General features: G+C 65.6%; 15 protein-coding genes. 12 read left to right on the forward strand and 3 right to left on the reverse strand.

The genetic code is table 11. The features are described from left to right. Window positions 1–223: 223 nt before the first annotated feature. From BJA_RS13450 to cyoD, 4 genes are read left to right on the forward strand one after another with little or no spacing between them, the layout of a single operon-like run. The gene (locus tag BJA_RS13450; RefSeq protein ID WP_011085499.1) at window positions 224–1,057 is read left to right on the forward strand and encodes a ubiquinol oxidase polypeptide II; all 834 of its coding nucleotides are present in this window, start codon (window positions 224–226) and stop codon (window positions 1,055–1,057) included. Then, complete coding sequence (cyoB, locus tag BJA_RS13455; RefSeq protein WP_011085500.1) at window positions 1,047–3,047, forward strand: cytochrome o ubiquinol oxidase subunit I; 2,001 nt, start codon at window positions 1,047–1,049, stop codon at window positions 3,045–3,047. The genes BJA_RS13450 and cyoB overlap by 11 nt, the downstream gene beginning before the upstream one ends. After that, on the forward strand, window positions 3,047–3,688 hold the full coding sequence (locus tag BJA_RS13460; protein ID WP_011085501.1) for a cytochrome (ubi)quinol oxidase subunit III: 642 nt from the start codon (window positions 3,047–3,049) through the stop codon (window positions 3,686–3,688). The genes cyoB and BJA_RS13460 overlap by 1 nt, the downstream gene beginning before the upstream one ends. Beyond that, window positions 3,685–4,074, forward strand: a complete 390-nt coding sequence (cyoD, locus tag BJA_RS13465; RefSeq protein ID WP_011085502.1) for a cytochrome o ubiquinol oxidase subunit IV — start codon at window positions 3,685–3,687, stop codon at window positions 4,072–4,074. The genes BJA_RS13460 and cyoD overlap by 4 nt, the downstream gene beginning before the upstream one ends. A 211-nt stretch (window positions 4,075–4,285) precedes the next feature. Here the strand turns inward: cyoD and BJA_RS13470 are convergent, their stop codons facing one another. After that, window positions 4,286–5,074, reverse strand: coding sequence for a thermonuclease family protein (locus BJA_RS13470; protein WP_011085503.1), 789 nt, complete (start codon window positions 5,072–5,074; stop codon window positions 4,286–4,288). A gap of 202 nt (window positions 5,075–5,276) precedes the next feature. Here BJA_RS13470 and BJA_RS13475 point away from each other — a divergent pair, with 202 nt between their 5' ends. From BJA_RS13475 to BJA_RS13490, 4 genes are all read left to right on the forward strand, one after another. Then, window positions 5,277–6,875 carry a GMC family oxidoreductase gene (locus BJA_RS13475; protein WP_063921426.1) on the forward strand — a complete coding sequence of 533 codons (1,599 nt, stop codon included), beginning with the start codon at window positions 5,277–5,279 and terminating at the stop codon, window positions 6,873–6,875. A gap of 8 nt (window positions 6,876–6,883) precedes the next feature. Further along, a complete protein-coding gene (locus BJA_RS13480) occupies window positions 6,884–7,327 on the forward strand; it encodes a hypothetical protein (protein ID WP_011085505.1) in 444 nt (147 codons plus the stop codon). A gap of 105 nt (window positions 7,328–7,432) precedes the next feature. Continuing rightward, a complete protein-coding gene (locus tag BJA_RS13485) occupies window positions 7,433–8,452 on the forward strand; it encodes a S1C family serine protease (RefSeq protein ID WP_011085506.1) in 1,020 nt (339 codons plus the stop codon). 58 nt (window positions 8,453–8,510) lie between these two features. Then, window positions 8,511–10,232 (forward strand): FAD-dependent oxidoreductase, encoded by a 1,722-nt coding sequence (locus BJA_RS13490; protein ID WP_011085507.1) that lies wholly within the window; start codon window positions 8,511–8,513, stop codon window positions 10,230–10,232. Between the two features lie 54 nt (window positions 10,233–10,286). Here BJA_RS13490 and BJA_RS13495 read toward each other — a convergent pair whose 3' ends face one another. Continuing rightward, a complete protein-coding gene (locus BJA_RS13495; protein WP_370163677.1) occupies window positions 10,287–13,781 on the reverse strand; it encodes an indolepyruvate ferredoxin oxidoreductase family protein in 3,495 nt (1,164 codons plus the stop codon). A 147-nt stretch (window positions 13,782–13,928) separates the two neighbouring features. Here BJA_RS13495 and BJA_RS13500 point away from each other — a divergent pair, with 147 nt between their 5' ends. The 3 genes from BJA_RS13500 (at window position 13,929) to BJA_RS13510 (ending at window position 17,593) form a co-directional block, all read left to right on the forward strand. Further along, window positions 13,929–14,882: a hypothetical protein gene (locus BJA_RS13500; RefSeq protein ID WP_038965847.1), complete on the forward strand. Its 954-nt coding sequence runs from the start codon at window positions 13,929–13,931 to the stop codon at window positions 14,880–14,882. A 331-nt stretch (window positions 14,883–15,213) separates the two neighbouring features. Next, window positions 15,214–15,915: a cysteine hydrolase family protein gene (locus BJA_RS13505; RefSeq protein ID WP_011085510.1), complete on the forward strand. Its 702-nt coding sequence runs from the start codon at window positions 15,214–15,216 to the stop codon at window positions 15,913–15,915. A gap of 10 nt (window positions 15,916–15,925) precedes the next feature. Then, window positions 15,926–17,593, forward strand: a complete 1,668-nt coding sequence (locus BJA_RS13510) for a hypothetical protein (protein ID WP_011085511.1) — start codon at window positions 15,926–15,928, stop codon at window positions 17,591–17,593. Window positions 17,594–17,671: 78 nt separating this feature from the next. Here BJA_RS13510 and BJA_RS13515 read toward each other — a convergent pair whose 3' ends face one another. Continuing rightward, the gene (locus tag BJA_RS13515) at window positions 17,672–18,682 is read right to left on the reverse strand and encodes a helix-turn-helix domain-containing protein (RefSeq protein WP_011085512.1); all 1,011 of its coding nucleotides are present in this window, start codon (window positions 18,680–18,682) and stop codon (window positions 17,672–17,674) included. Window positions 18,683–18,972: 290 nt separating this feature from the next. Between BJA_RS13515 and BJA_RS13520 the strand changes: the two genes are divergently transcribed. After that, a complete protein-coding gene (locus tag BJA_RS13520; protein ID WP_244423863.1) occupies window positions 18,973–20,406 on the forward strand; it encodes a hypothetical protein in 1,434 nt (477 codons plus the stop codon). Window positions 20,407–20,438: the final 32 nt, after the last annotated feature.

Consider the following 20,438-nt stretch of genomic DNA (forward strand, 5'->3'; position numbering starts at 1 on the left):
CCCGATATTTTCGTGCAAACTAGCAATGGAGTGCGGAGGTGAGAAGGCCGGCCGTCCCGCGTAGATGTCATTGACATCGCATGGAATTGCATGCCGCCGCGCGAGACGCTCCGCGGTTGAGCAGGCGCGGCGCGGAACCATCTTCACACAACTGCGTTTGCGGCGGGGGCGTTTTTCACGTTAGGCTTGCCCCCGGGGCTTCCCAATCGCCAGTGGCTTGCCGATGAATCTGCTCGATCCACAAGGGCCGGTGGCTGCCGCCAACAGCACCATCCTGGTCGATTCCGTCTTCATCATGCTTACGATCGTGGTGCCGACCATCATCGTGATCCTGGCGTTTGCGTTCTGGTTTCGCGCGTCCAATACCAAAGCGCGCTTCCAGCCGGACTTCGTCTATTCCGGGCGCGTCGAGATGGTGGTGTGGGCGATCCCGGCGCTCACCGTGATCCTGCTCGGCGGCGTGGCCTGGATCGGCTCGCATCGACTCGATCCCGCGGCGCCCGTGCCGGGCACCGGCAGTCCGGTGCGCATTCAGGCCGTCTCGCTCGACTGGAAATGGCTGTTCATCTATCCCGACCAGCGCATCGCCACCGTCAACACGCTGACGGTGCCGGCCGGCGCCGAGCTGAATTTTCAGCTCACCTCGTCGAGTGTGATGAACGTGTTCTTCATCCCGCAGCTCGGCAGCATGATCTACACCATGAACGGCATGGTGACGAAGCTGAACCTGCGCGCCGACAACGAGGGCAAGCTTCAGGGACTGTCGGCGCATTTCTCCGGCGACGGCTTTCCCGACATGATGTTCGACGTCAACGTGATCTCGCCGCTCGCCTTTCCGGATTGGGTCGCGAGCACGGCGAAGTCCGATGCCGTGCTGAACGAGGAGAGCTACAAGAAGCTGATGCAGCAGGGCATCGAGAGGGGCAGGCCGACCTATCGCCTGGAAGATCCCCGCCTGTTCGACCTGATCGCGACCCAGCACATTCCGCCGGGGCCTGGTCCGGAACTGCTATCCGATGCGGGCCGGCCGCACAGTGGAGGCCACGATGCTCGGTAAGCTCGATTGGTCGGCCATTCCATTTGATCAACCCATTCCGCTGATCGCGGGCGCGGTGGTGCTGGTCGCGATCCTCGCGGTGCTGGTCTGGGTCGTGGTGAAGGGGCATCTGCCGTATCTCTGGCACGAGTGGATCACCAGCGTCGACCACAAGCGGATCGGCGTCATGTACATCCTGCTGGCTTCGATCATGCTGCTGCGCGGCGGCAGCGACGCGATCATGATGCGGATCCAGCAGGCCGTGGCCTACCAGTCGCAGGGCTATCTGCCGCCGGAGCATTACAACCAGATCTTCTCGGCGCACGGCACCATCATGATCTTCTTCGTGGCGATGCCGTTCGTGATCGGGCTGATGAACCTCGTCGTGCCGCTCCAACTCGGCGTCCGCGACGTCGCATTTCCGACGCTCAATTCGGTCGGGTTCTGGCTGACCGCGACCGGCGCGCTGCTGGTCAATCTCTCGCTCGTGATCGGCGAGTTCGCCCGTACCGGCTGGCTCGCCTTCCCGCCGCTGTCGGGGCTGTCCTATTCGCCGGGCGTCGGCGTGGATTACTACGCCTGGTCGCTCCAGATCTCCGGCGTCGGCACGCTGGTCGCCGGCATCAATCTCGTCACCACCGTGCTGAAGCTGCGTACCAAGGGCATGAACTATCTGCGCATGCCGATGTTCTGCTGGACCACGCTGGCCTCCAATCTCCTGATCGTCGCGGCGTTTCCGATTCTCACCGCCACGCTCGCGATGCTGCTGCTCGACCGTTACCTGGGCTTCCACTTCTTCACCAACGAAGCCGGCGGCAATGTCATGATGTTCATGAATTTGATCTGGGCCTGGGGGCATCCGGAGGTCTACATCCTGGTGCTGCCGGCCTTCGGTATCTTCTCCGAGGTGGTGTCGACCTTCTCCGGCAAGGCGCTGTTCGGCTATCGCTCGATGGTGCTCGCCACTATGGCGATCTGCGTGATCTCCTTCATGGTCTGGCTGCACCACTTCTTCACGATGGGGGCGGGACCCGACGTCAACGCCATCTTCGGCATCGCCAGCATGATCATCGCGGTGCCGACGGGGGTGAAGATCTACAACTGGCTGTTCACGATGTATGGCGGCCGTATTCGCTTCGCGACCCCGATGCTGTGGGCAGTCGGCTTCATGGTCACCTTCATCATCGGCGGCCTGACCGGCGTGCTGGTCGCGGTGCCGCCGGCCGACTTCATGCTCCACAACAGCATGTTCCTGGTGGCGCACTTCCACAACGTCATCATCGGAGGCGTGCTGTTCGGCGCGTTCGCCGGCTTCGAATACTGGTTTCCGAAGGCGTTCGGCTTCCGCCTCGACGAGCGCTGGGGCAAGCTCGCGTTCTGGTTCACCTTCCTCGGTTTCTATGTCACCTTCATGCCGCTCTATATCGCCGGCATGCTCGGCATGACCAGGCGGTTGCAGCATTACGACGTCGCGGCGTGGCGGCCCTGGATGCTGGTTGCGGCGGCCGGCATGGCCGTGCTGACGATCGGTGTGATCTGCCAGATCATGCAGCTCGTCGTCAGCATCAGGAATCGCGAGGCCCTGCGCGACCGCACCGGCGATCCCTGGGACGGGCGTTCGCTGGAATGGGCGACCTCCTCGCCGCCGCCGGTCTTCAACTTCGCTTTCAGTCCCGATGTGCGCGGCGAGGATGCCTATTGGGACATGAAGACCCATGCCCGGCAGCAATCGTTCGAGCACGATGCGCCCGAATATCACGACATCGAAATGCCGCGGAATTCCCCGACCGGCTTCATCTGCGCGTTCTTCGCCACCATCATGGGCTTTGCGCTGATCTGGCACATCTGGTGGATGGTGATCCTGGGCGGCATCGGCGCGTTCGCGACCTTCGTCGTGTTCGCCTGGCGCGACCATGACGAATACGTCATTCCGGCCGACGAGGTCGCCCGCATCGATCGCATCAATCTCGAGGAACGTCGCAGCCTCGTCAGCATGGCGGGGGTGGTCTGATGTCGATGACCGCGACCGTCGGCCGTGCGCATGCCGATCCCCATCATATCGGGCTCGTGGTCGAGCATCCCGGGCCGGCGTCGAAGCGGATCGTGACCGCCTACGGCTTCTGGGTGTTCCTGCTCTCCGACATCGTGATGTTCTCCTGCTTCTTTGCGGCCTATGCGGTGTTGTCTGGCCAGACCGCCGACGGCCCCAAGGGCTCGGAAATCTTCGAGCAGCGGAACGTCGCGATCGAGACGGTCTGCCTGCTGCTGTCGAGCTTCACCTGCGGCATGGCCAGCATCGCCGCCGACGTGCGCAACCGGTTCTGGTTCTATCTCGGCATGGCCGTGACCTGCGTGCTTGGCCTGATCTTCCTGACCATCGAGTTCCGCGAGTTTGCCGATCTCGTCGCGCGCGGCTACGGCCCCTCGCGCAGCGCCTTCCTGACCTCGTTCTTCTCGCTGGTCGGCTGCCATGGCCTGCACGTCTCGGCCGGCGTGCTCTGGCTGCTGACCATGATGGCCCAGGTCTTTGCAAAAGGCTTTCGCGCCGACGTGTTGCGGCGGATGATGTGCTTTGCGCTGTTCTGGCACGCGCTTGATATCATCTGGGTCGGGGTGTTCTCCGTCGTCTACCTGCTTGGGGGGGCCGCATGAGCGATCAGACCCATATTCCGACCGGGCACGATCTCGCGCCGGGCGAGGAAGAGCAGCATAGTGTCGGTGAGCGGATCCTGGGTTACGTCGTCGGTCTTGTGCTGGCGCTGTTGCTCACGGCGACGTCGTTCTTTATCGCCGGCACCGATCTGGTCTGGCAGCCTTCGATCCCGGTCGCGCTGATCGTGCTGGCGATCGCGCAGATGGGCGTGCACCTGGTGTTCTTCCTGCACATCACCACGGGCCCTGACAACACCAACAACGTGCTGGCGCTGGCCTTCGGACTGCTGGTCGTCTTCCTGGTGGTCGGCGGCACGGTCTGGATCATGTCGCACCTGAACGGGAACATGCCGCCTATGGACCAGATCATGCGGATGCGGAATTAGGGGGCACAAAAAAGAAGAGCCGCTTGTTTGTGACAAGCGGCCCAAGTCTAGGGAGGAAACGCCCGAGCAAAGCAATCCGAACCGGATTGCTGCCAAGGAAACGCACGCGCAAGCGCTTGCGTAGGCTTATAAGCTAAGCAACTCCCGACGGAGTTCAATTCCGGATCAATACTGTCTCCGGCTACCGCTCACGGCGGCGTGAACGGCTTGTTCACTTGGGCCGGCGGCAATTATAGGCCCTGCGGAAGCCGGCGGCCTGGGCGTCGTCCTCCGAGCAGAACCAGCGGTCCGGCTTGGTCGTCGCCGGATAGCTTGGGCAGCCCCGCAAATGGTAGATGCCGATATTGCCGGTGACGCGGGCGCGCACCGCGAGCTTGCCCTTGACGCTGCAACTCGGCGGCATCGTCAGCTCGTCCGGAAACAGCACGGCGCGGATCTCCTTGTCGCGGTCGGAGCGGCAGGCGGCGCCCAGCAGCGCGCCATCCTTCTTGCCGCTGCGGAATTCTTGCGGTGCAACAAAGCAGCCTTTCCAGATCCCGGCCGAAGCCGTCTTGGCTTCGGCTGCCGCCGGCTTGACGTTGGCCTTGATCGGCTCGCGCGCGATGGCGAAGCCGAGCTTGACCAGTTGCTCGTTCAGGCTGGCCTTGTCGCCCTCGGCCGTACAGATGGCGCGGTGGCGTTTGCCAAAGCTCTTTTCCGGCCCGACATCGTCACAGCGCACCGCCCGTTTGCCGATCAGCTTGGCCAGCTGGTCGCGGGCCTCGATGCCACAGGTCCAGGGATCCGCGTGATCGTCGATGCAGACCTGGTCGAGCTCGGGCGCGTCGACGCCGTCGAGCCGGTAGGTGACGTCGCCAAGCTGGATGGAATTGGCGTCCCGGACGGTCGCCGTCGCGGTCAGTGCGAACGCAGGCGCTGAGGAGGCCAGAAATCCGGGCAGAGCAAGAAACAAAACAAGCGCGAAAGCGCGGGCGGCGGCAAATGAATTCTCGAAGGACATACGGTCTCGCTATCGATTGCTCTTTCGCCTCGTTCCTAGCATCCGGATGTGGCGATACCAATGGTCTGCGCCCTGCGAAGTGCGACATTCCGGCCCCGCGGCTTTACTCAGCCGTCGCTCTGACCCTATCGTTCGTGCCGGCCTCACGGACTGCGGAGGCCGAATCGCCCGGGAAGCGGCGAGGGGGAGGAAAAAGATCGCGATGAAAGACCCCGTGGACGTCCTGATCATCGGCGCCGGCGCTTCAGGCGCGGCGGTGGCGTGGTCGCTGGCCGAGACCAAGATGCACATTCTCTGCCTGGAGCAGGGCGGCTGGATGAACCCGGCGGAATATCCCAGCACGGGCCGGGACTGGGAAGCCAAGTTCTACGGCGAGTGGTCGTCGAGCCCGAACGTCCGCGGCCGGCCCGAGGACTATCCGATCAACGACGACAATTCGCCGATCAAGGTCGTCAACTACAATGCGGTCGGCGGCTCGACGGTGATGTACACCGCGCACTGGCCGCGGCTGCATCCTTCCGATTTCAAGGTGAAAACGCTCGACGGCGTCGCCGACGACTGGCCGATCGACTACGACGCGCTGACCCCGTTCTTCGAGGAGAACGACCGGATGATGGGCACATCCGGCCTGTCGGGCGATCCGCTCTCGCCGCTGACGCATCCGCCGATGCCGCAACAGCCGATGGGATTGTCCGGTGCGATCATCGGCAAGGCCATGAACAAGCTCGGTTGGCACTGGTGGCCGTCGGACACCACGGTCGCGACCATGGATTATGAGGGCCGGGCTCGCTGCATCAATCTCGGCCATTGCACGCCGGCCTGCGCGCAAGGCGCCAAATCCTCGACCGACATCACCTATTGGCCGCATGCGGTCCGCGCCGGCGTCGAGCTGCGCACCCATTGCCGGGTGCGCGAGATCACCACCGACGAGAACGGCATGGCCTCGGGCGTGGTCTATTACGACAAGGACGGCGTCGAGCAGTTCCAGCCGGCGCATGTCGTCATCATCGCCTGCAACGGCGTCGGCACGCCGCGGCTGCTCTTGAACTCCGCGTCGGGGCGCTTTCCGAATGGGCTTGCCAATTCGTCGGGCCTCGTCGGCAAGAACCTGATGTTCCATCCCTATGCGCAGATCTACGGCTATGTGAAGGAGCCGACCGATAGCAACCGCGCGCCCCCGACCTGCCTGTGGAGCAAGGAGTGGTATGACACCGATCTGTCGCGCGGCTTCGTGCGCGGCTACGGCGTCCAGTTCGTGCGCGGGGCAGGGCCGGTGTTCGAGGCCGTCGTCAGCGAGCAGAAGGGCATCCTGCCCTGGGGCGCCGATCATCACCGTGTGTTCCGCAAGCTCAACGGCCATCGGCTGGGTTTCTCCGCGATCTGCGAGGACCTGCCGGAAGAGCACAATTGCGTCACGCTCGATCCTGTCCTGAAGGACAGCCACGGCATTCCCGCGCCGAAGATCGACTATACGATCAGCGAGAACAGCCGGAAGATGATGGAGCACGCGCTGTCGCGCGGCCGCGAGGTGCTCGAGACCGCCGGTGCGACCGACATCTGCGTCAACTCGCCGATCCCCTGGGGCGGCTGGCATCTGCTCGGCACGGCGCGGATGGGCACCGATCCCGAACGCTCCGTCGTCAACGAGTGGGGCCGCTCGCACGACGTGAAGAACCTCTTCATCGTCGACGGCAGCATCTTCGTCACCTCGGGCGGGGTCAACCCGACCTCGACCATCCAGGCCCTCGCGCTCTACATCGCCGACCAGATGAAGCAGCGCCTCGCCAATTTGTTCGATTGAGGATTTTCATGACCGAACAGATCACCCTCACGCCGCGGCAGCGCCAGGATTTGCGCGCCATCGCCGCGATGATCATTCCACCGAGCGAGGAATACCGGGTTCCCGGTGCCGATGACGAGATCATCCAGGCCGACATTCTTGCGAGCCTCGGCCGCGACACGAGGCCGGTCGCGGCTGCGCTCGATCATCTGGCGCGGCTCGCCGGCATGCCGCTGGCGGACCTCGAACCCGCCGCGCGCGATGGCGTCGCGCAGCAGTTCCGCAGCTCCGGCGGCGCGGCTACTCTCGTCCGCGTGGTGCTGCAATGCTACTACCGCGACGACCGCGTGCTGCGCTCGCTCGGGCTGGAGCTGCGCGCGCCGTTCCCGAAGGGCTATGTGCTCCCGGATGGCGACTGGTCGCTGCTCGACCCGGTCAAGGCGAGGGCGGGCACGCTGCGACGGGCGCCCTAGCCACCTGGGCAGTCAATACCCGGCAGTCCAGCCTTGCGCCCCAGGCGGGCTACTTGCGCGAGGGGGAACAGGCCACCATTTGTGTGAGCCTCAAGGACTCTTGCCATGCTGGATTTTACCTCAGATATCGCCGGTGACGCCGCGTCATCGCGAACGACAGCGGCTGCGCCGGTCGATGACCGGGCCCTGCTGGACGCCTATTCCAATGCCGTGATCGACGTCACCGAGCGCGTCGGCCCTGCCGTCGTGCGCGTCGAGACCGGGCCCAAGGTGCCGAACGGCCGCGAGCGCGCCGGGCTCGGCTCGGGCATCGTGATCTCGCCGGATGGGCTCGTGCTCACCAACAGCCATGTGGTCGGCGCCTCCAAGGAGATCCGGCTGCGGGATGTGGAAGGCCATGTCGGCGACGCCCAGGTGCTCGGCGCCGATCCCGACACCGATCTTGCGCTGCTGCGCGCCAACGGCGTGCGCCACTTGCCCTATGCCGCGCTCGGCAACTCCAAGACCCTGCGGCGCGGCCAGCTCGTGATCGCGATCGGCAATCCGCTCGGATTCGAATCGACCGTGACCGCGGGCGTGGTCTCGGCGCTGGGACGCTCGATCCGTTCGGTCAGCGGCCGCACGATCGAGGACGTCATCCAGACCGATGCCGCGCTCAATCCCGGCAATTCCGGCGGGCCGCTGGTGTCGTCGAATGCCGAGGTGATCGGCATCAACACCGCTATCATCAATGGCGCGCAAGGCATCTGCTTTGCGGTCGCCAGCAACACCGCCCAATTCGTGCTGGCGGAGATCATCCGACACGGCTATGTCCGCCGCGCCTATATCGGCGTCGCCGGGCAGACCGCGCCGGTCCCGCGGCGGCATGCGGTGCTGGCCGGCGTCGAGAATAAGATGGGCGCGCTTCTGATGCAGATCGAGCCGGACGGGCCGGCCGCGAAGGCGGGCCTGTTGCCCGGCGATGTCGTGATCAGGCTCGACGGCGTCGAGATCAACGGCGTCGACGACCTGATCCGCGTGCTCGACCGCGACCGGATCGGCCGGCGGCTCGCCATGGACGTGCTGCGGCTCGGCCGCCTGCGGGCGATAGACATCGACCCGATCGAGCGCAAGCCCGCCCGCTAGCTGCGAGCCCGCGGGCGAGGTATGACGATGTCATGCCTCGCCTCCGGAAAATTGCCGCATGATGCCGGCGCATGAGACTTACGACGTCATCGTCGTCGGCGCCGGTGCCGGCGGCATGACGGCGGCGGCGGTCGCCGCCGCCGAAGGCCTGAGTGTGCTGGTGATCGAGAAGACCGCGTTCGTCGGCGGCACCACCGCGTGGTCCGATGGCATGGTCTGGATTCCTGCCAATCCCAAGATGAAGGCGGCGGGGCTTTCCGACAGCGTCGCCGATGCCGTGCAGTATCTGTCGAGCACGGTCCCCGAGCCCGCCAATGCCGGCCTGCGCGCGGCCTTCCTCGCGCGCGGGCCTGAGGCCGTCACCTATCTCGAAGCCAAGACGGAAGTGCGGTTCCTGCCGGTGAAGACCTGTCCGGACTATTATCCCGAACGGCTGGGCGCGACATCAGGCGGGCGCGCGCTCGAGCCCGTGGCTTTCGACGGCACGCGGCTGGGCCGGGCTTTCGCGCGATTGCGGCCGCCGCTGCCGGAGTTCACGCTGTTTGGCGGAATGATGGTCAATCGGCTCGACATTCCGCACCTGCGCCGGATCGGAAAATCGCTGCGTTCGACCCTGCGCGCGGCGCGGCTGGTCTCGGAATACATGATGCAGCGGCTGCGCAGCCCGCGCGGCACCACGCTGCATCTCGGCAACGCGCTCGCCGCGCGGCTCTACGCCTCGCTGCTGGCGCGGCAGGGCGAGATCCTCTTCAGCGCGGATGTCGAGGATTTGTCGATGCAGGGCGATCGCGTCAGCGGGGTGGTGATCCGTCACGGCTCCCGCGACCGCGCGATCGCGGCGCGCCGCGGCGTGGTGCTTGCGACCGGCGGCTTTTCGCACGATGCCGCTTTGCGTAAGCGGTTCTTCCCGCCTGCGGCAGGATTTGTCTCGGCGACCAGTCCATCAGGCACAGGCGACGGGCTTCGGCTCGCGGCGACGGCCGGTGCTGCGCTCAATACCGAGGCGACGAGCCCGGCCTATTGGGTGCCGGCCTCGCTGTTCCGCCGCGCTGACGGCAGCCGTGGTGTTTTCCCGCACACGGTGACCGATCGCGCCAAGCCCGGCGTGATCGCCGTCAACGCCGCGGGCCGGCGCTTCGTCAACGAGGCGCTGTCCTACCATGAGTTCGTGCTCGCCATGCTGCGCGACGGCCATGGCGAGCCCGATCGGCCGTTCTACCTGATCTGCGATCGTCAGTTTTTGTGGAGCTATGGCCTCGGCCGCATCAAGCCGTTCACGCGTAACTTTCGGCGCTATGTCGCGAGCGGCGAGTTGGTCGAAGCTCCCGACATCACGCAGCTCGCTGCGAAGATCGGCATCAAGCCGTCTGTGCTCACAGCGACGATCGCGGCCTACAATATTGACGCGAAGGAGGGACGCGATCCCGAATTCGGCCGCGGCACCACGATTTACCAGCGCCATCTCGGCGATATCAGCCACAAGCCGAACCCTTGCGTCGCGCCGATCCTCCGCGCGCCGTACTTCGCGCTGCGGATCTATCCGGCCGATCTCGGCACGGCGATCGGCATGAAGGTCGATGCGCAGGCCCGTGTGCTGCGGGGCGACGGCACGCCGATTGCGGGCCTTTACGCCTGCGGCAATGACATGGGCTCGATCATGAACGGCAACTGCCCTGGCCCGGGGATCACACTCGGGCCGGCGCTGACGTTCGGGTATATCGCGGGACGGCATCTGGCGGAGGGTGGTGTGACGCGCGAGTTGGCAAAAGAGCAGATGTGATCTGGGCGGCGGCCTCTTCGCCTCTCCCCGCTTGCGGGGAGAGGGAGAGAAACATTACTCCGCCGCCGCTGCAAACCGGCTGTTCTCGAGCTCTGCTTCCAGCCGCGCCGTCTCGGCCATCGCCTGCTTGATATTGCCTTCCTTGACGTGGCCGAAGCCGCGGATCGTCTCGGGCACGCGAGCAAGCCTTGCCAGCAGCGGGATCTGCGCCGCTTTCAGCCCAACGATCCGCTGATCGATCATCGTCAGATAATTCTCGATCAGCTTCCGCTCGGTCCGGCGCTCCTCAGTGCGGCCGAACGGATCGAACGCGCCACCGCGCAGGAATTTCAGCTTGGCCAGCACGCGGAAGGTGTGGATCATCCAGCCGCCGAACTCCTTCTTCCGGAGATGCCCGGTCGTCTTGTCGCGCTGCGCGAAGATCGGCGGGGCGAGGTAGAACTTCAGCGAAAAGTCGCCGTCGAACTTCTCCGAGACCTTCTTGGCAAAGCTGCCGTCGGTGTAGAGCCGCGCGACCTCGTACTCGTCCTTGTAGGACATCAGCTTGAACAGATTCTTGGCCACGGCCTCGGTCAGCTCCGTGGACGCGGGCGAGGCCGCGCTCTCCGCCTTGCGCACCTTGGCGACGGCTGCGAGGTAGCGGTCGGCATACGCCTTGTCCTGATAGCCGGTCAAAAATTCCGCGCGCGTTGCGATGATGTCGTCGAGCGATTTGGTCGGCGCGGACGCCCGGCTCTTGAACTGGAGCACGCTGCGCACCCGCGACATGTCGTGGGCGGCCAGGCGCCCCCAGGTGAAGGCGAGCTTGTTCATCTCGATTGCAGCGCCGTTGATCTCGATGGCGCGGAGCAGGGCCTCCAGCGACAGCGGAATCGCGCCCTTCTGGAAGGCGAAGCCGAGCATGAAGGGATTGGTCGCGATGGAATCGCCCATCAAGGCTGCGGCAATGCCTGTCGCGTCGATGATGTCGAGATTCTTGTCGCCGACGGCGTCGCGCAACACGGTCTGCATCGTGCCCATCTCGAAATCGAGATCGGGGTTTTGCACGAAGCTCGCGGTCGGCTGCAGATCGGCATTGATATAGGCCTTCGTCACCCCGCGTTCGGCGCGGCTGAGCGCGGAGGGACCTGCCGAGACGATCATGTCGCAGCCGAGGATGACGTCGGCGCCGCCGGTGGTGATGCGGACGGCGGAGATATCCTCAGGCTTCGGCGCGATGCGGACATGGCTCATCACCGCGCCGTTCTTCTGCGACAGGCCGGTGAAGTCCAGCGCCGAGCAGCCGCGGCCGTCGACATGGGCGGCCATGCCGAGCAGCGCGCCGATGGTGATGACGCCGGTGCCGCCGATGCCGGTGACGAGGATGTTGTAGGGGCCGTCCAGCTCACGCGCCGGCGGCAGCGGCAGATCGGCGAACAGCTGGCCGGAGTCCACCGACGACGTCTTGATGCGCTTGAGCGTGCCGCCATGCACCGTGACGAAGCTCGGGCAAAAGCCTTCGACGCAGGAAAAGTCCTTGTTGCAGTTCGACTGGTCGATCTGGCGCTTGCGGCCGAACTCGGTCTCCAGCGGCTGTACCGAGACGCAATTGGAAGCTTGCGAGCAGTCGCCGCAGCCTTCGCAGACGAGCTCGTTGATGAAGGCGCGCTTGGCGGGATCGGGATAGAGCCCGCGCTTGCGGCGGCGGCGCTTTTCGGCCGCGCAGGTCTGGTCGTAGATGACGACCGTGAGGCCCTTGATGTCGCGCAATTCGCGCTGCACGGCATCAAGCTCGCGGCGGTGATGGATGGTCGCGCCTTGCGGGAAGTAGTTGCCTTCGGGGTATTTGCCCGGATCATCCGAGACGATCGCCAGCCGCTTGACGCCTTCGGCCCAGACCTGATGCGCGATCTGCGCGACGTTGAAGGCGCCCTCGGCGGGCTGACCGCCGGTCATCGCGACGGCGTCGTTGTAGAGGATCTTGTAGGTGATGTTGATGCCGGCGGCGGAGGCGGCGCGAAGGGCGAGAAGCCCGGAATGGGTGTAGGTGCCGTCGCCGAGGTTCTGGAAGATGTGCTGCTCGGTGGTGAAGGGCGACTGGCCGATCCAGTTCACGCCCTCGGCGCCCATGTGCGAGATCAAATCGGTACGGCGGGTCGGCATGCTCAGGGCCATGCCGTGGCAGCCGATGCCGGCCATGGCGCGGCTGCCCTCCGGCACGCGCGTCGAGGAATTGTGCGGGCAGCCCGAGCAGAAGAACGGCGTGCGCGCGAGCTTGATCGGCGCGCTGGTGGTGACGGGATTGTCGAAGGCCTCGAGCCGCGCTAGGCGCTGCTCGAGCACCGGGCTGTGATGGCCGAGCTTGCGCAGCCGCGCCACCAGCGCGCCAGCCACGATGGTCGGCGTCAGCTCGCCCTCGCTCGGCAGCAGCGGCGCGCCGCGCTCGTCGCGCTTGCCCGTGACGGTCGGGCGCCTCGACGCGTCGATGTTGTAGAGGATGCGCATCAGCTGGTCTTCGATGAAGCCACGCTTCTCCTCGACCACCAGGACGTCCTGAAGTCCTTCGGCGAAACGCCTGGCGCCGCTCTCCTCGAGCGGCCAGGTCAGCGCGACCTTGTAGATGCGAAGGCCGAGATCCTGCGCGTCCTTGTCGGTAATCCCTAAGTCGGCGAGCGCTTGGCGCAGATCGAGATAGGCCTTGCCGGTTGCGACAATGCCGAGCCGGGCCGGCTTTGAATCGAGCACGATGCGGTCGAGCTGGTTGGCGCGGGCAAAAGCCTGCACGGCGGCCATCTTCGGGCCGAACAGGCGCCTCTCGGCGTCCAGCGGCGGATCGGGCCAGCGGATGTTGAGGCCGCCGGGCGGCATCTCGAAATCATGGGGCAGCTTGATCTGGATACGTTCAGGGTCGCTGTCAATCGACGCCGAGCTTTCGACGGTCTCGCTGATCGCCTTGAAGCCGACCCAGCAGCCGGAGAAACGCGACAGCGCAAAACCGTAGAGACCGAGATCGAGATAGTCCTGCAGCGTCGCCGGATTGATCACGGGGATCAGCGCCGCCGCGAACACCTGCTCGCTCTGATGCGCGAGCGTCGAGGACTGGCAGCCATGGTCGTCGCCGGCCAGCGCCAGCACGCCGCCATTGAGCGAGGTGCCGGCCGCATTGGCGTGCTTGAGCGCGTCAACCGAGCGGTCGACGCCGGGGCCCTTGCCGTACCAGATGCCGAACACGCCATCGACCTTGGCGCCGGGAAACAGCCCGACCTGCTGGCTGCCCCAGACCGCGGTCGCAGCCAGGTCCTCGTTCAGGCCGGGCACGAAGGCGATGTCGTGCTGCTGGAGGAAAGACTTCGCCCGCCACAGCGCGTGGTCGTACATGCCGAGCGGGGAACCGCGGTAGCCGGAGATGAAGCCGCCGGTGTTGAGGCCCTGAAGCCGGTCGCGTTCGCGCTGCAGCATGGGCAATCGAACCAGGGCCTGCGTGCCGGACAGGAAGATCCGCTTCGATTCGAGCCGGTATTTGTCGTCCAGCTCGACCTGCATCAGCGTCATTTCGGAAGTCCTTGTTATCCTGGTCGGGCGGGGGATTTTGCGCCGCGGGAGGCTTGCGGCTGAGCGAAGCGGGAGATCGCAGTCAAGAGCATGGGCCGGCGAAGTCAATATCGCTGGCCGCATCCGTGGCGCTCCTGCTAGTCATGGCTTGTTGTGGAGAACATCATGACCGCAGACGCATTCGACACCGAGATCACCGAAACGGCCAAGGCCTTGATCGGGCCGTGGCGCCGGCCGCGCCAGATGCTTCACGCGCAGGTCTACGATGCGCACGCCTCGATCCATGACGATGCCACCGCGCAGAAGCTCGGCTTCAAGGGCGGCACCATCGAAGGACCGACGCATTTCAGCCAGTTCGCCCCGCTTGGCGCGCGGTTGTGGGGACAAGCGTGGTTCGAGAGCGGCTGCCTGTCCGCGCATTACCGCAGCGTCTGCTACGAGGGCGAGGAGGTGCAGGCGATTCTGTCGAATCCATTGCCGGGCGCGAGCCAGTGCCAGATCCAGATGGTCAAGCGCGACGGCACCGAAGTGCTGCGCGGCACGGCCTCGGTCGGCGAACCGCACGCGGCGACCGCGCTGGAGACCCGCCTCACCGAGCTCAAGCCGCTCGCCGATCCCGTGATCCTGCGCGAGGTGACGGTCGCGCAGACCAGCAAGCGCCAGCCGGTGCGGATGGCGTTCGACCAGACCATGGGCGACCTCTATCCGTTCTCTCTCAGGCAGAAGCTCGCCGTCATCACCGAGAACTCTCCTTACTATTCGGGAACGGACAATCCGTGGCGCAAGCCGATCATCCCGATGGAGATGCTGAGCGTGCTGTTCCAGTACCGCTCCAAGGACGATCCGTTGCCGGCCAAGGGCCCGGCGGTCGGCCTGTTCGCCGACCAGGAGATCAGGCTGGTGAAGGGCCCGCTCTTCGTCGACGAAGGGTACGAAGTCGAGCGCGAGGTGGTCGCGCTGTCCGGCAGCCGACGCACCGAAAGCGCCTGGGCTAGGACGCGCGTGTTCGACAAGACGGGCACGATGGTGGCCACCATGCTGCTCAACATGGCGACGCTGAAGGACTCGTATGGGCCGTATGAGGAAGAGTATCGGCGACTGTATGGGGCGGGGCGGTAGAGGCAGGGCGTCACCACACACGCTCCTTGTCATTCCGGGGCGACGCGGAGCGTCGAGCCCGGAATCCATTTCGCCTCGGGTATTGCGGCCCGATGGATTCCGGGCTCGCGACTTCGTCGCGCCCCGGAATGACGCCGCTTCCCCGCCCATCCTTTAAGCAAATGCACGTCGCAAAGCCGTCGCACAGGGAATAAGCAGCCGTCGGCTGCTGACGTAACCTTCTGAGTGCGCAGCAAATTCTCTCGCGGCCTGTGTCCCACCGCAATTGTACACAATGGCACGGCGTTTGCAGAACTGCCGGCAAAGAGAGTTCTCGCGGGGGCCTTGAGTCATGTTGAACTCGACCAAGCCGACACTGGGCGTCATCAGCGCCGAGCCCGAGCCGATCAGGCTCGACTGGCCCGCCACCGCGCTTCTCATCATCGACATGCAGCGCGATTTCATGGAGCCGGGCGGCTTCGGCGAAACGCTCGGCAATGACGTCAGCCAGCTTGCGCGTGCGGTGAAGCCGATCGGCGCGGTGCTGAGGGCGGCGCGCGACACCGGCATGCTGGTGATCCACACGCGCGAGGGCCATCTGCCCGACCTCTCCGACGCGCCGCCGGCGAAAGTCGAGCGCGGCGCGCCGAGCCTTCGCATCGGCGATCCCGGCCCGATGGGGCGCATTCTCATTCGCGGCGAGGCCGGCCATGACATCATCCCCGAGCTCTATCCGCTCGACAGCGAAGTCGTGATCGACAAGCCGGGCAAGGGCGCGTTCTACGCCACCGAGCTCACCGACGTGCTGGAGAAATACGGCATCGAAAATCTGCTGGTGTGCGGCGTCACCACCGAAGTGTGCGTCAACACCACGGTGCGCGAGGCCAATGACCGCGGCTATCGCTGCGTCGTGATCTCGGACGGCTGCGCATCCTACTTTCCCGAGTTTCACGAGATGGGCCTGAAGATGATCAAGGCCCAGGGCGGCATCTTCGGCTGGGTCGCTGACTCAGCCGCAGTACTGGAGGCGATGAAGATTTCCACATCAGCTTAGGGGCATCACCATGAGCACAATGACGGGGACGGCCGGCAAATCTGATCTGAACAGGTCCGGGTTCAAGCCGGCACTATGGACATCGGGCGACTGGAACGCGTTTTTCGGCTTCGGCACCAACATCCTCGTCAACATGCTGGTTCTCACGGGCCTCTTGCGCTTCGTTTTGAAGATGCCGGACAGTCTGGTGTTCGGCCGCATCCTGCCTGCGCTCGGGCTGATGATGTGCCTGTCCACCTTCTATTACGCCTACCTCGCCTACCGCCTCGCGCAGAGGACCGGCCGCACCGACGTCTGCGCGCTGCCCTCGGGCGTCAGCGTGCCGCACATGTTCATCGTCACCTTCGTGATCATGCTGCCGATCACGATCAAGACCGGCGATCCGCTCAAGGGTTGGTCGGCCGGCCTCGTCTGGGTGTTCTTCCAGAGTTTTATTCTCATGATCGGCGGCTTCATCGCGCCGTTCATTCGAAGAATCACGCCGCGCGCGGCGCTGCTCGGCACGCTCGCCGGCGTCTCCGTCACCTTCATCTCGATGCGTCCTGCGCTCGAGATGTACATGACGCCGCAGATCGGTCTCGTCTGCTTCGCCATCATCCTGGTGAGCTGGTTCGGCGGGGTGAAATATTGGCGCGGCATCCCGGCGGGTCTCGTCGCCATCGCGGCCGGCATGATCATCGCCTGGGGCTCGAACCTCTTCGGTCTTGGCCTCGGCGGATTGAGCATCGCGGGCGTCGGCGCCGCGTTCGCCAACTTCGGCTTCTCGGTGCCGATCCCGCCGGTGGGCTACGTCTTCTCCGGCTTCGAATTCCTCGGCATCATCCTCGTCACCGCCATTCCGTTCGGTATCTATGACCTCGTCGAGGCCATGGACAATGTCGAGAGCGCGGAGGCCGCCGGCGACGAATATCCGACCACGCGCGTTCTCACCGCCGACGGCGTCGTCAGCCTGATCGGCTGCCTGATGGGCAATCCCTTCATCAACGCCGTCTATATCGGTCATCCCGGCTGGAAGGCGATGGGCGGCCGCATCGGCTACTCGGCTGCGACCGGCATCATGGTGGTCGTGCTGGCCTGGTTCGGCATCATCTCGGTGCTGCTGGCGCTCGTGCCTGTCGTCGCGATCTCGCCGATCCTGCTTTACATCGGCATGCTCATCGGTGCGCAGGCGTTCCAGACCACGCCGGTCAAGCATGCGCCCGCGATCGTGCTGGCACTGACGCCGCATCTCGCCGCCTGGGCCAAGCTCCAGATCGACACCATGCTGGGCTCGACCATGATGGCGGCGACCTCGGTCGGCGGGCTCGCCGCCGACAAGGCCGATGCGGTCAAGGCCGCGGCGATCGCCGCGCTACCGCAGCAGGGCGTGTTCTATCACGGGCTGGAGGTGATGGGCGGCGGCTCCATCCTCGGCGGCCTCATCCTGGGCGCGATCGGTGTCTTCATCATCGAGCGCGACTTCGAGAAGGCCTCGGCCTTTGCGCTGGTCGGTGCGGTGCTCACCTATTTCGGCTTCATGCACGGCGAAGCCGTCGGCATCGGCGGCGGCTTCGGCGTCACGCCCGCCGTTGCGTTCGCCTATGCGGTGATGGCGGCCGGCCTGTTCGCGGCAAGCAAGCTGGGCACCACCGAGCACTATGCCGCGCATCCGGAGATGCACGCCGCGCCGGCGGAGTAGGGAAGCGAAGCTATCTCGCGGCCGGACGACGATGAGTCGCCCGGCCGCTTTCTTTCTGGCCCTCTACGCCGGGCCGACTCAGCCGAGCCGGCCAATCCATTCGCGGAATAGCTCCGGGCCGGCTTCCACCGCCGCTGCAAGGTCCTGCAGGCGGGTGTCGCGCGCTATGCGCGGCGAGTAGCCGAAGTGCTGCCGGAAGCTGCGGCTGAAATGAGCCTGGCTCACGAAGCCGAACGCGGCGGCGATCTCGGCATTCCAGCGATCTTCATCGGCGTCATCAAGCAGCACATGGATCGCTTCGAGCCGCCGCCCGCGAATGTAGTCGGCGACGCCCGCGAGCGGCGCGAAGACGCGATAGAGCACCGAGCGCGACACGCCGATCTCGCGGCAGATGGTTGCCACCGACAGGTCGTTGCGGCCCAGATTCTGGTCGATGAAGCGGCTGGCGCGGTGAAGGATGGCGATGTCACGCCGGGCAAGCCCCTGCTCGCGCGGCCGGGCGGCCACGCCGAAGCATCCGCGCAGCAGATCGAGCGTCGTCCGGACCGCATCGAGCGCATCGTTCTCCTCCATCGCCGGAAGCCTGCGCCGCAACAGCGCCATATGATCGGCGAGAACGCGGCCGGCGGCGCCGTCAAGGACGAGGCCATGCAGGTCGAGGCCATCGGGCGCGGCACTGACGATCGGATCGCGCTCGACGTCGAGGCTGATGGTGTCGGTCGCGGTGGCGATGCCGTCGAAGGGCCGGGTCAGATCGAGCACCAGCACCTGGCCGGGACCGGCCGAGATCGGTTCGCCGTCGACTTCGCCGCTCCAGGCGCCGCGCCTGAGCAGCAGCAGCGCGAATGAATTGCGGCCATCGGCCTTGGCCAGTGCGGCGGAACGGGTGAAGCGCACCGGCGCCATCCGGGTGGACGCGGCGACCAGGCCACCGAGCAGCCAGGCCTCGGCCAGGACCTCGAAGTCGTCCCGGTCCGTGCCCGCGGGGACCGACACGTCGTAGTGCGTGAGAATCGCGCGGTAGCGGTCGAGCCGCTCGGCGACAGGCAGCTCCGCGGTGTCGAAGCGCAGATACGGAATTTTCGTCATGCCAGGCCGCTCCCTCGGCAGTTGGTCTGCAAATTGGGACGATCAGGCAAGTTTCCGCACCGTCGAACCGCAGTCTCCGGACATGAATATTCATATTATTGCGCGCGGGCCAGACGTGCGTGCTTCGCGGCCCGGACAATTTGCAATGACGTGAAGGTAAGGCGATGGATATGCGGGGGATGACGGTCGCGGTGGGGCCGGACGAGGATCGGGTTGTCGCGAGGGGGACGCCGCGCCGTGCGTGCAGGCAGTCCTTGCTCGGAATTTGCACCGCCGCGGTGCTTGCCCCCTTGGCCGTCCTGCTGGATGCGTCGTCGGCGCAGGCGCAGTTCGTTTGCGTCAATGCCAGCAACAGTGCGGACGGTGCGAGCGCGAGCTCGATACAAAGCGTGGCTTGCGGTACCAATTCTTCCGCGACCACGGGTGGCTCCGCATTCGGCGAATCGAGCTCTGCCGGTCCCGAGGCCGCGGCCTTTGGCGCCGGCAGTCTGGCCTCTGGCGGCCTCAGCACAGCGCTGGGCTATCGAAGCACTGCCAGCGGCTTCTTCAGCACGGCGGCTGGTAGCGCCAGCGCGGCCACCGGCGCCCTGACCTCGGCATTTGGCTACCAAAGCTCCGCGAGCGGTTACACCGCCACGGCCGTGGGCTATCGGGCAGGCGCAGGTGGTGACGGCAGCACGGCTCTTGGCTACGCGACAGTCGCAGGCGGCAACGCCAGCACGGCCGCGGGCAATTCCAGTCGCGCGGACGCCGAAAATGCGCTTGCAGTGGGTACAAACGCGAACGTCTATGCTGCCGGCACCAACGGCACGGCCGTCGGTTACAATATCGGCGTGAACGGCGCCAATAGCACCGCGGTCGGCGCTAGCAACGCGATCTCCGGCGACAACAGCGGTGCGTTCGGCACCGTGCAGATCGTCCGAGGCGACCGCAGCTTCACACTGGGCGGCAACAACACGATCAACGGCACCAGCCAGGCCGGCTGGGGCAACGTCGTCAACGTGGTCGGCTCCAACAACACCGTGGCCGGCACCGCGAGCGCGGCCGGCTCCTCGGTGTTCGGCACCGGCAACGCCGTCAACGCACCCAATGCGCTGGTGATGGCGAACACGGCGACCGTGGCCGGGTCAGGCGGCATCGCGATCGGCAACACCGTATCGGTCGCGGGCGTCAACGCCGTCGCCGTCGGCAACAACACCAGCGCCGGCTTCGCCAACTCCGCCGCGATCGGCAACGGTGCCGCAGCGACGCGTGCCAATCAGCAGGCGTTCGGCACGGCAGGCAACACCTACACCATGGCCGGCATCGCCTCGTCGGCCAGCAAGTCCGCGCAAAGCGGCGCGACGCAGCTTGTCACGTCCGACGGCGCCGGCAATCTTGCGACCACTACGCTCGCCAGTCTCGGCCTGGCCTCGTCGAGCGATCTCAGCGCCGTCAATGCGCAGCTCGCCAGCATCAACGGTCGCCTCGACGACCTCAGCATGCGGACCAGCAAGGCGACCAGCGGCGTCGCCATGGCCTTTGCCATGGCCGGCGTGCCGACGCTGCTGCCGGACGAGACCTTTGCCATGACGATGAACTACGGGACCTTCGAGCGGGCCAACGGTCTTGCGTTCAATGCGGCGCTGCGCCTCAATCGGAACATGCAGTTCAACGGTGGCATCGGCTACGGGCCGGACGAGAAGGTCGCCGGCGGACGCGTGGGCCTGCGCGTGGGCTGGTGAGCCCACCGCGATCGTCTCCTTACGATTGGCGG

The sequence above is a fragment of the Bradyrhizobium diazoefficiens USDA 110 genome, assembly GCF_000011365.1.
GTDB classification, from domain to species: domain Bacteria; phylum Pseudomonadota; class Alphaproteobacteria; order Rhizobiales; family Xanthobacteraceae; genus Bradyrhizobium; species Bradyrhizobium diazoefficiens.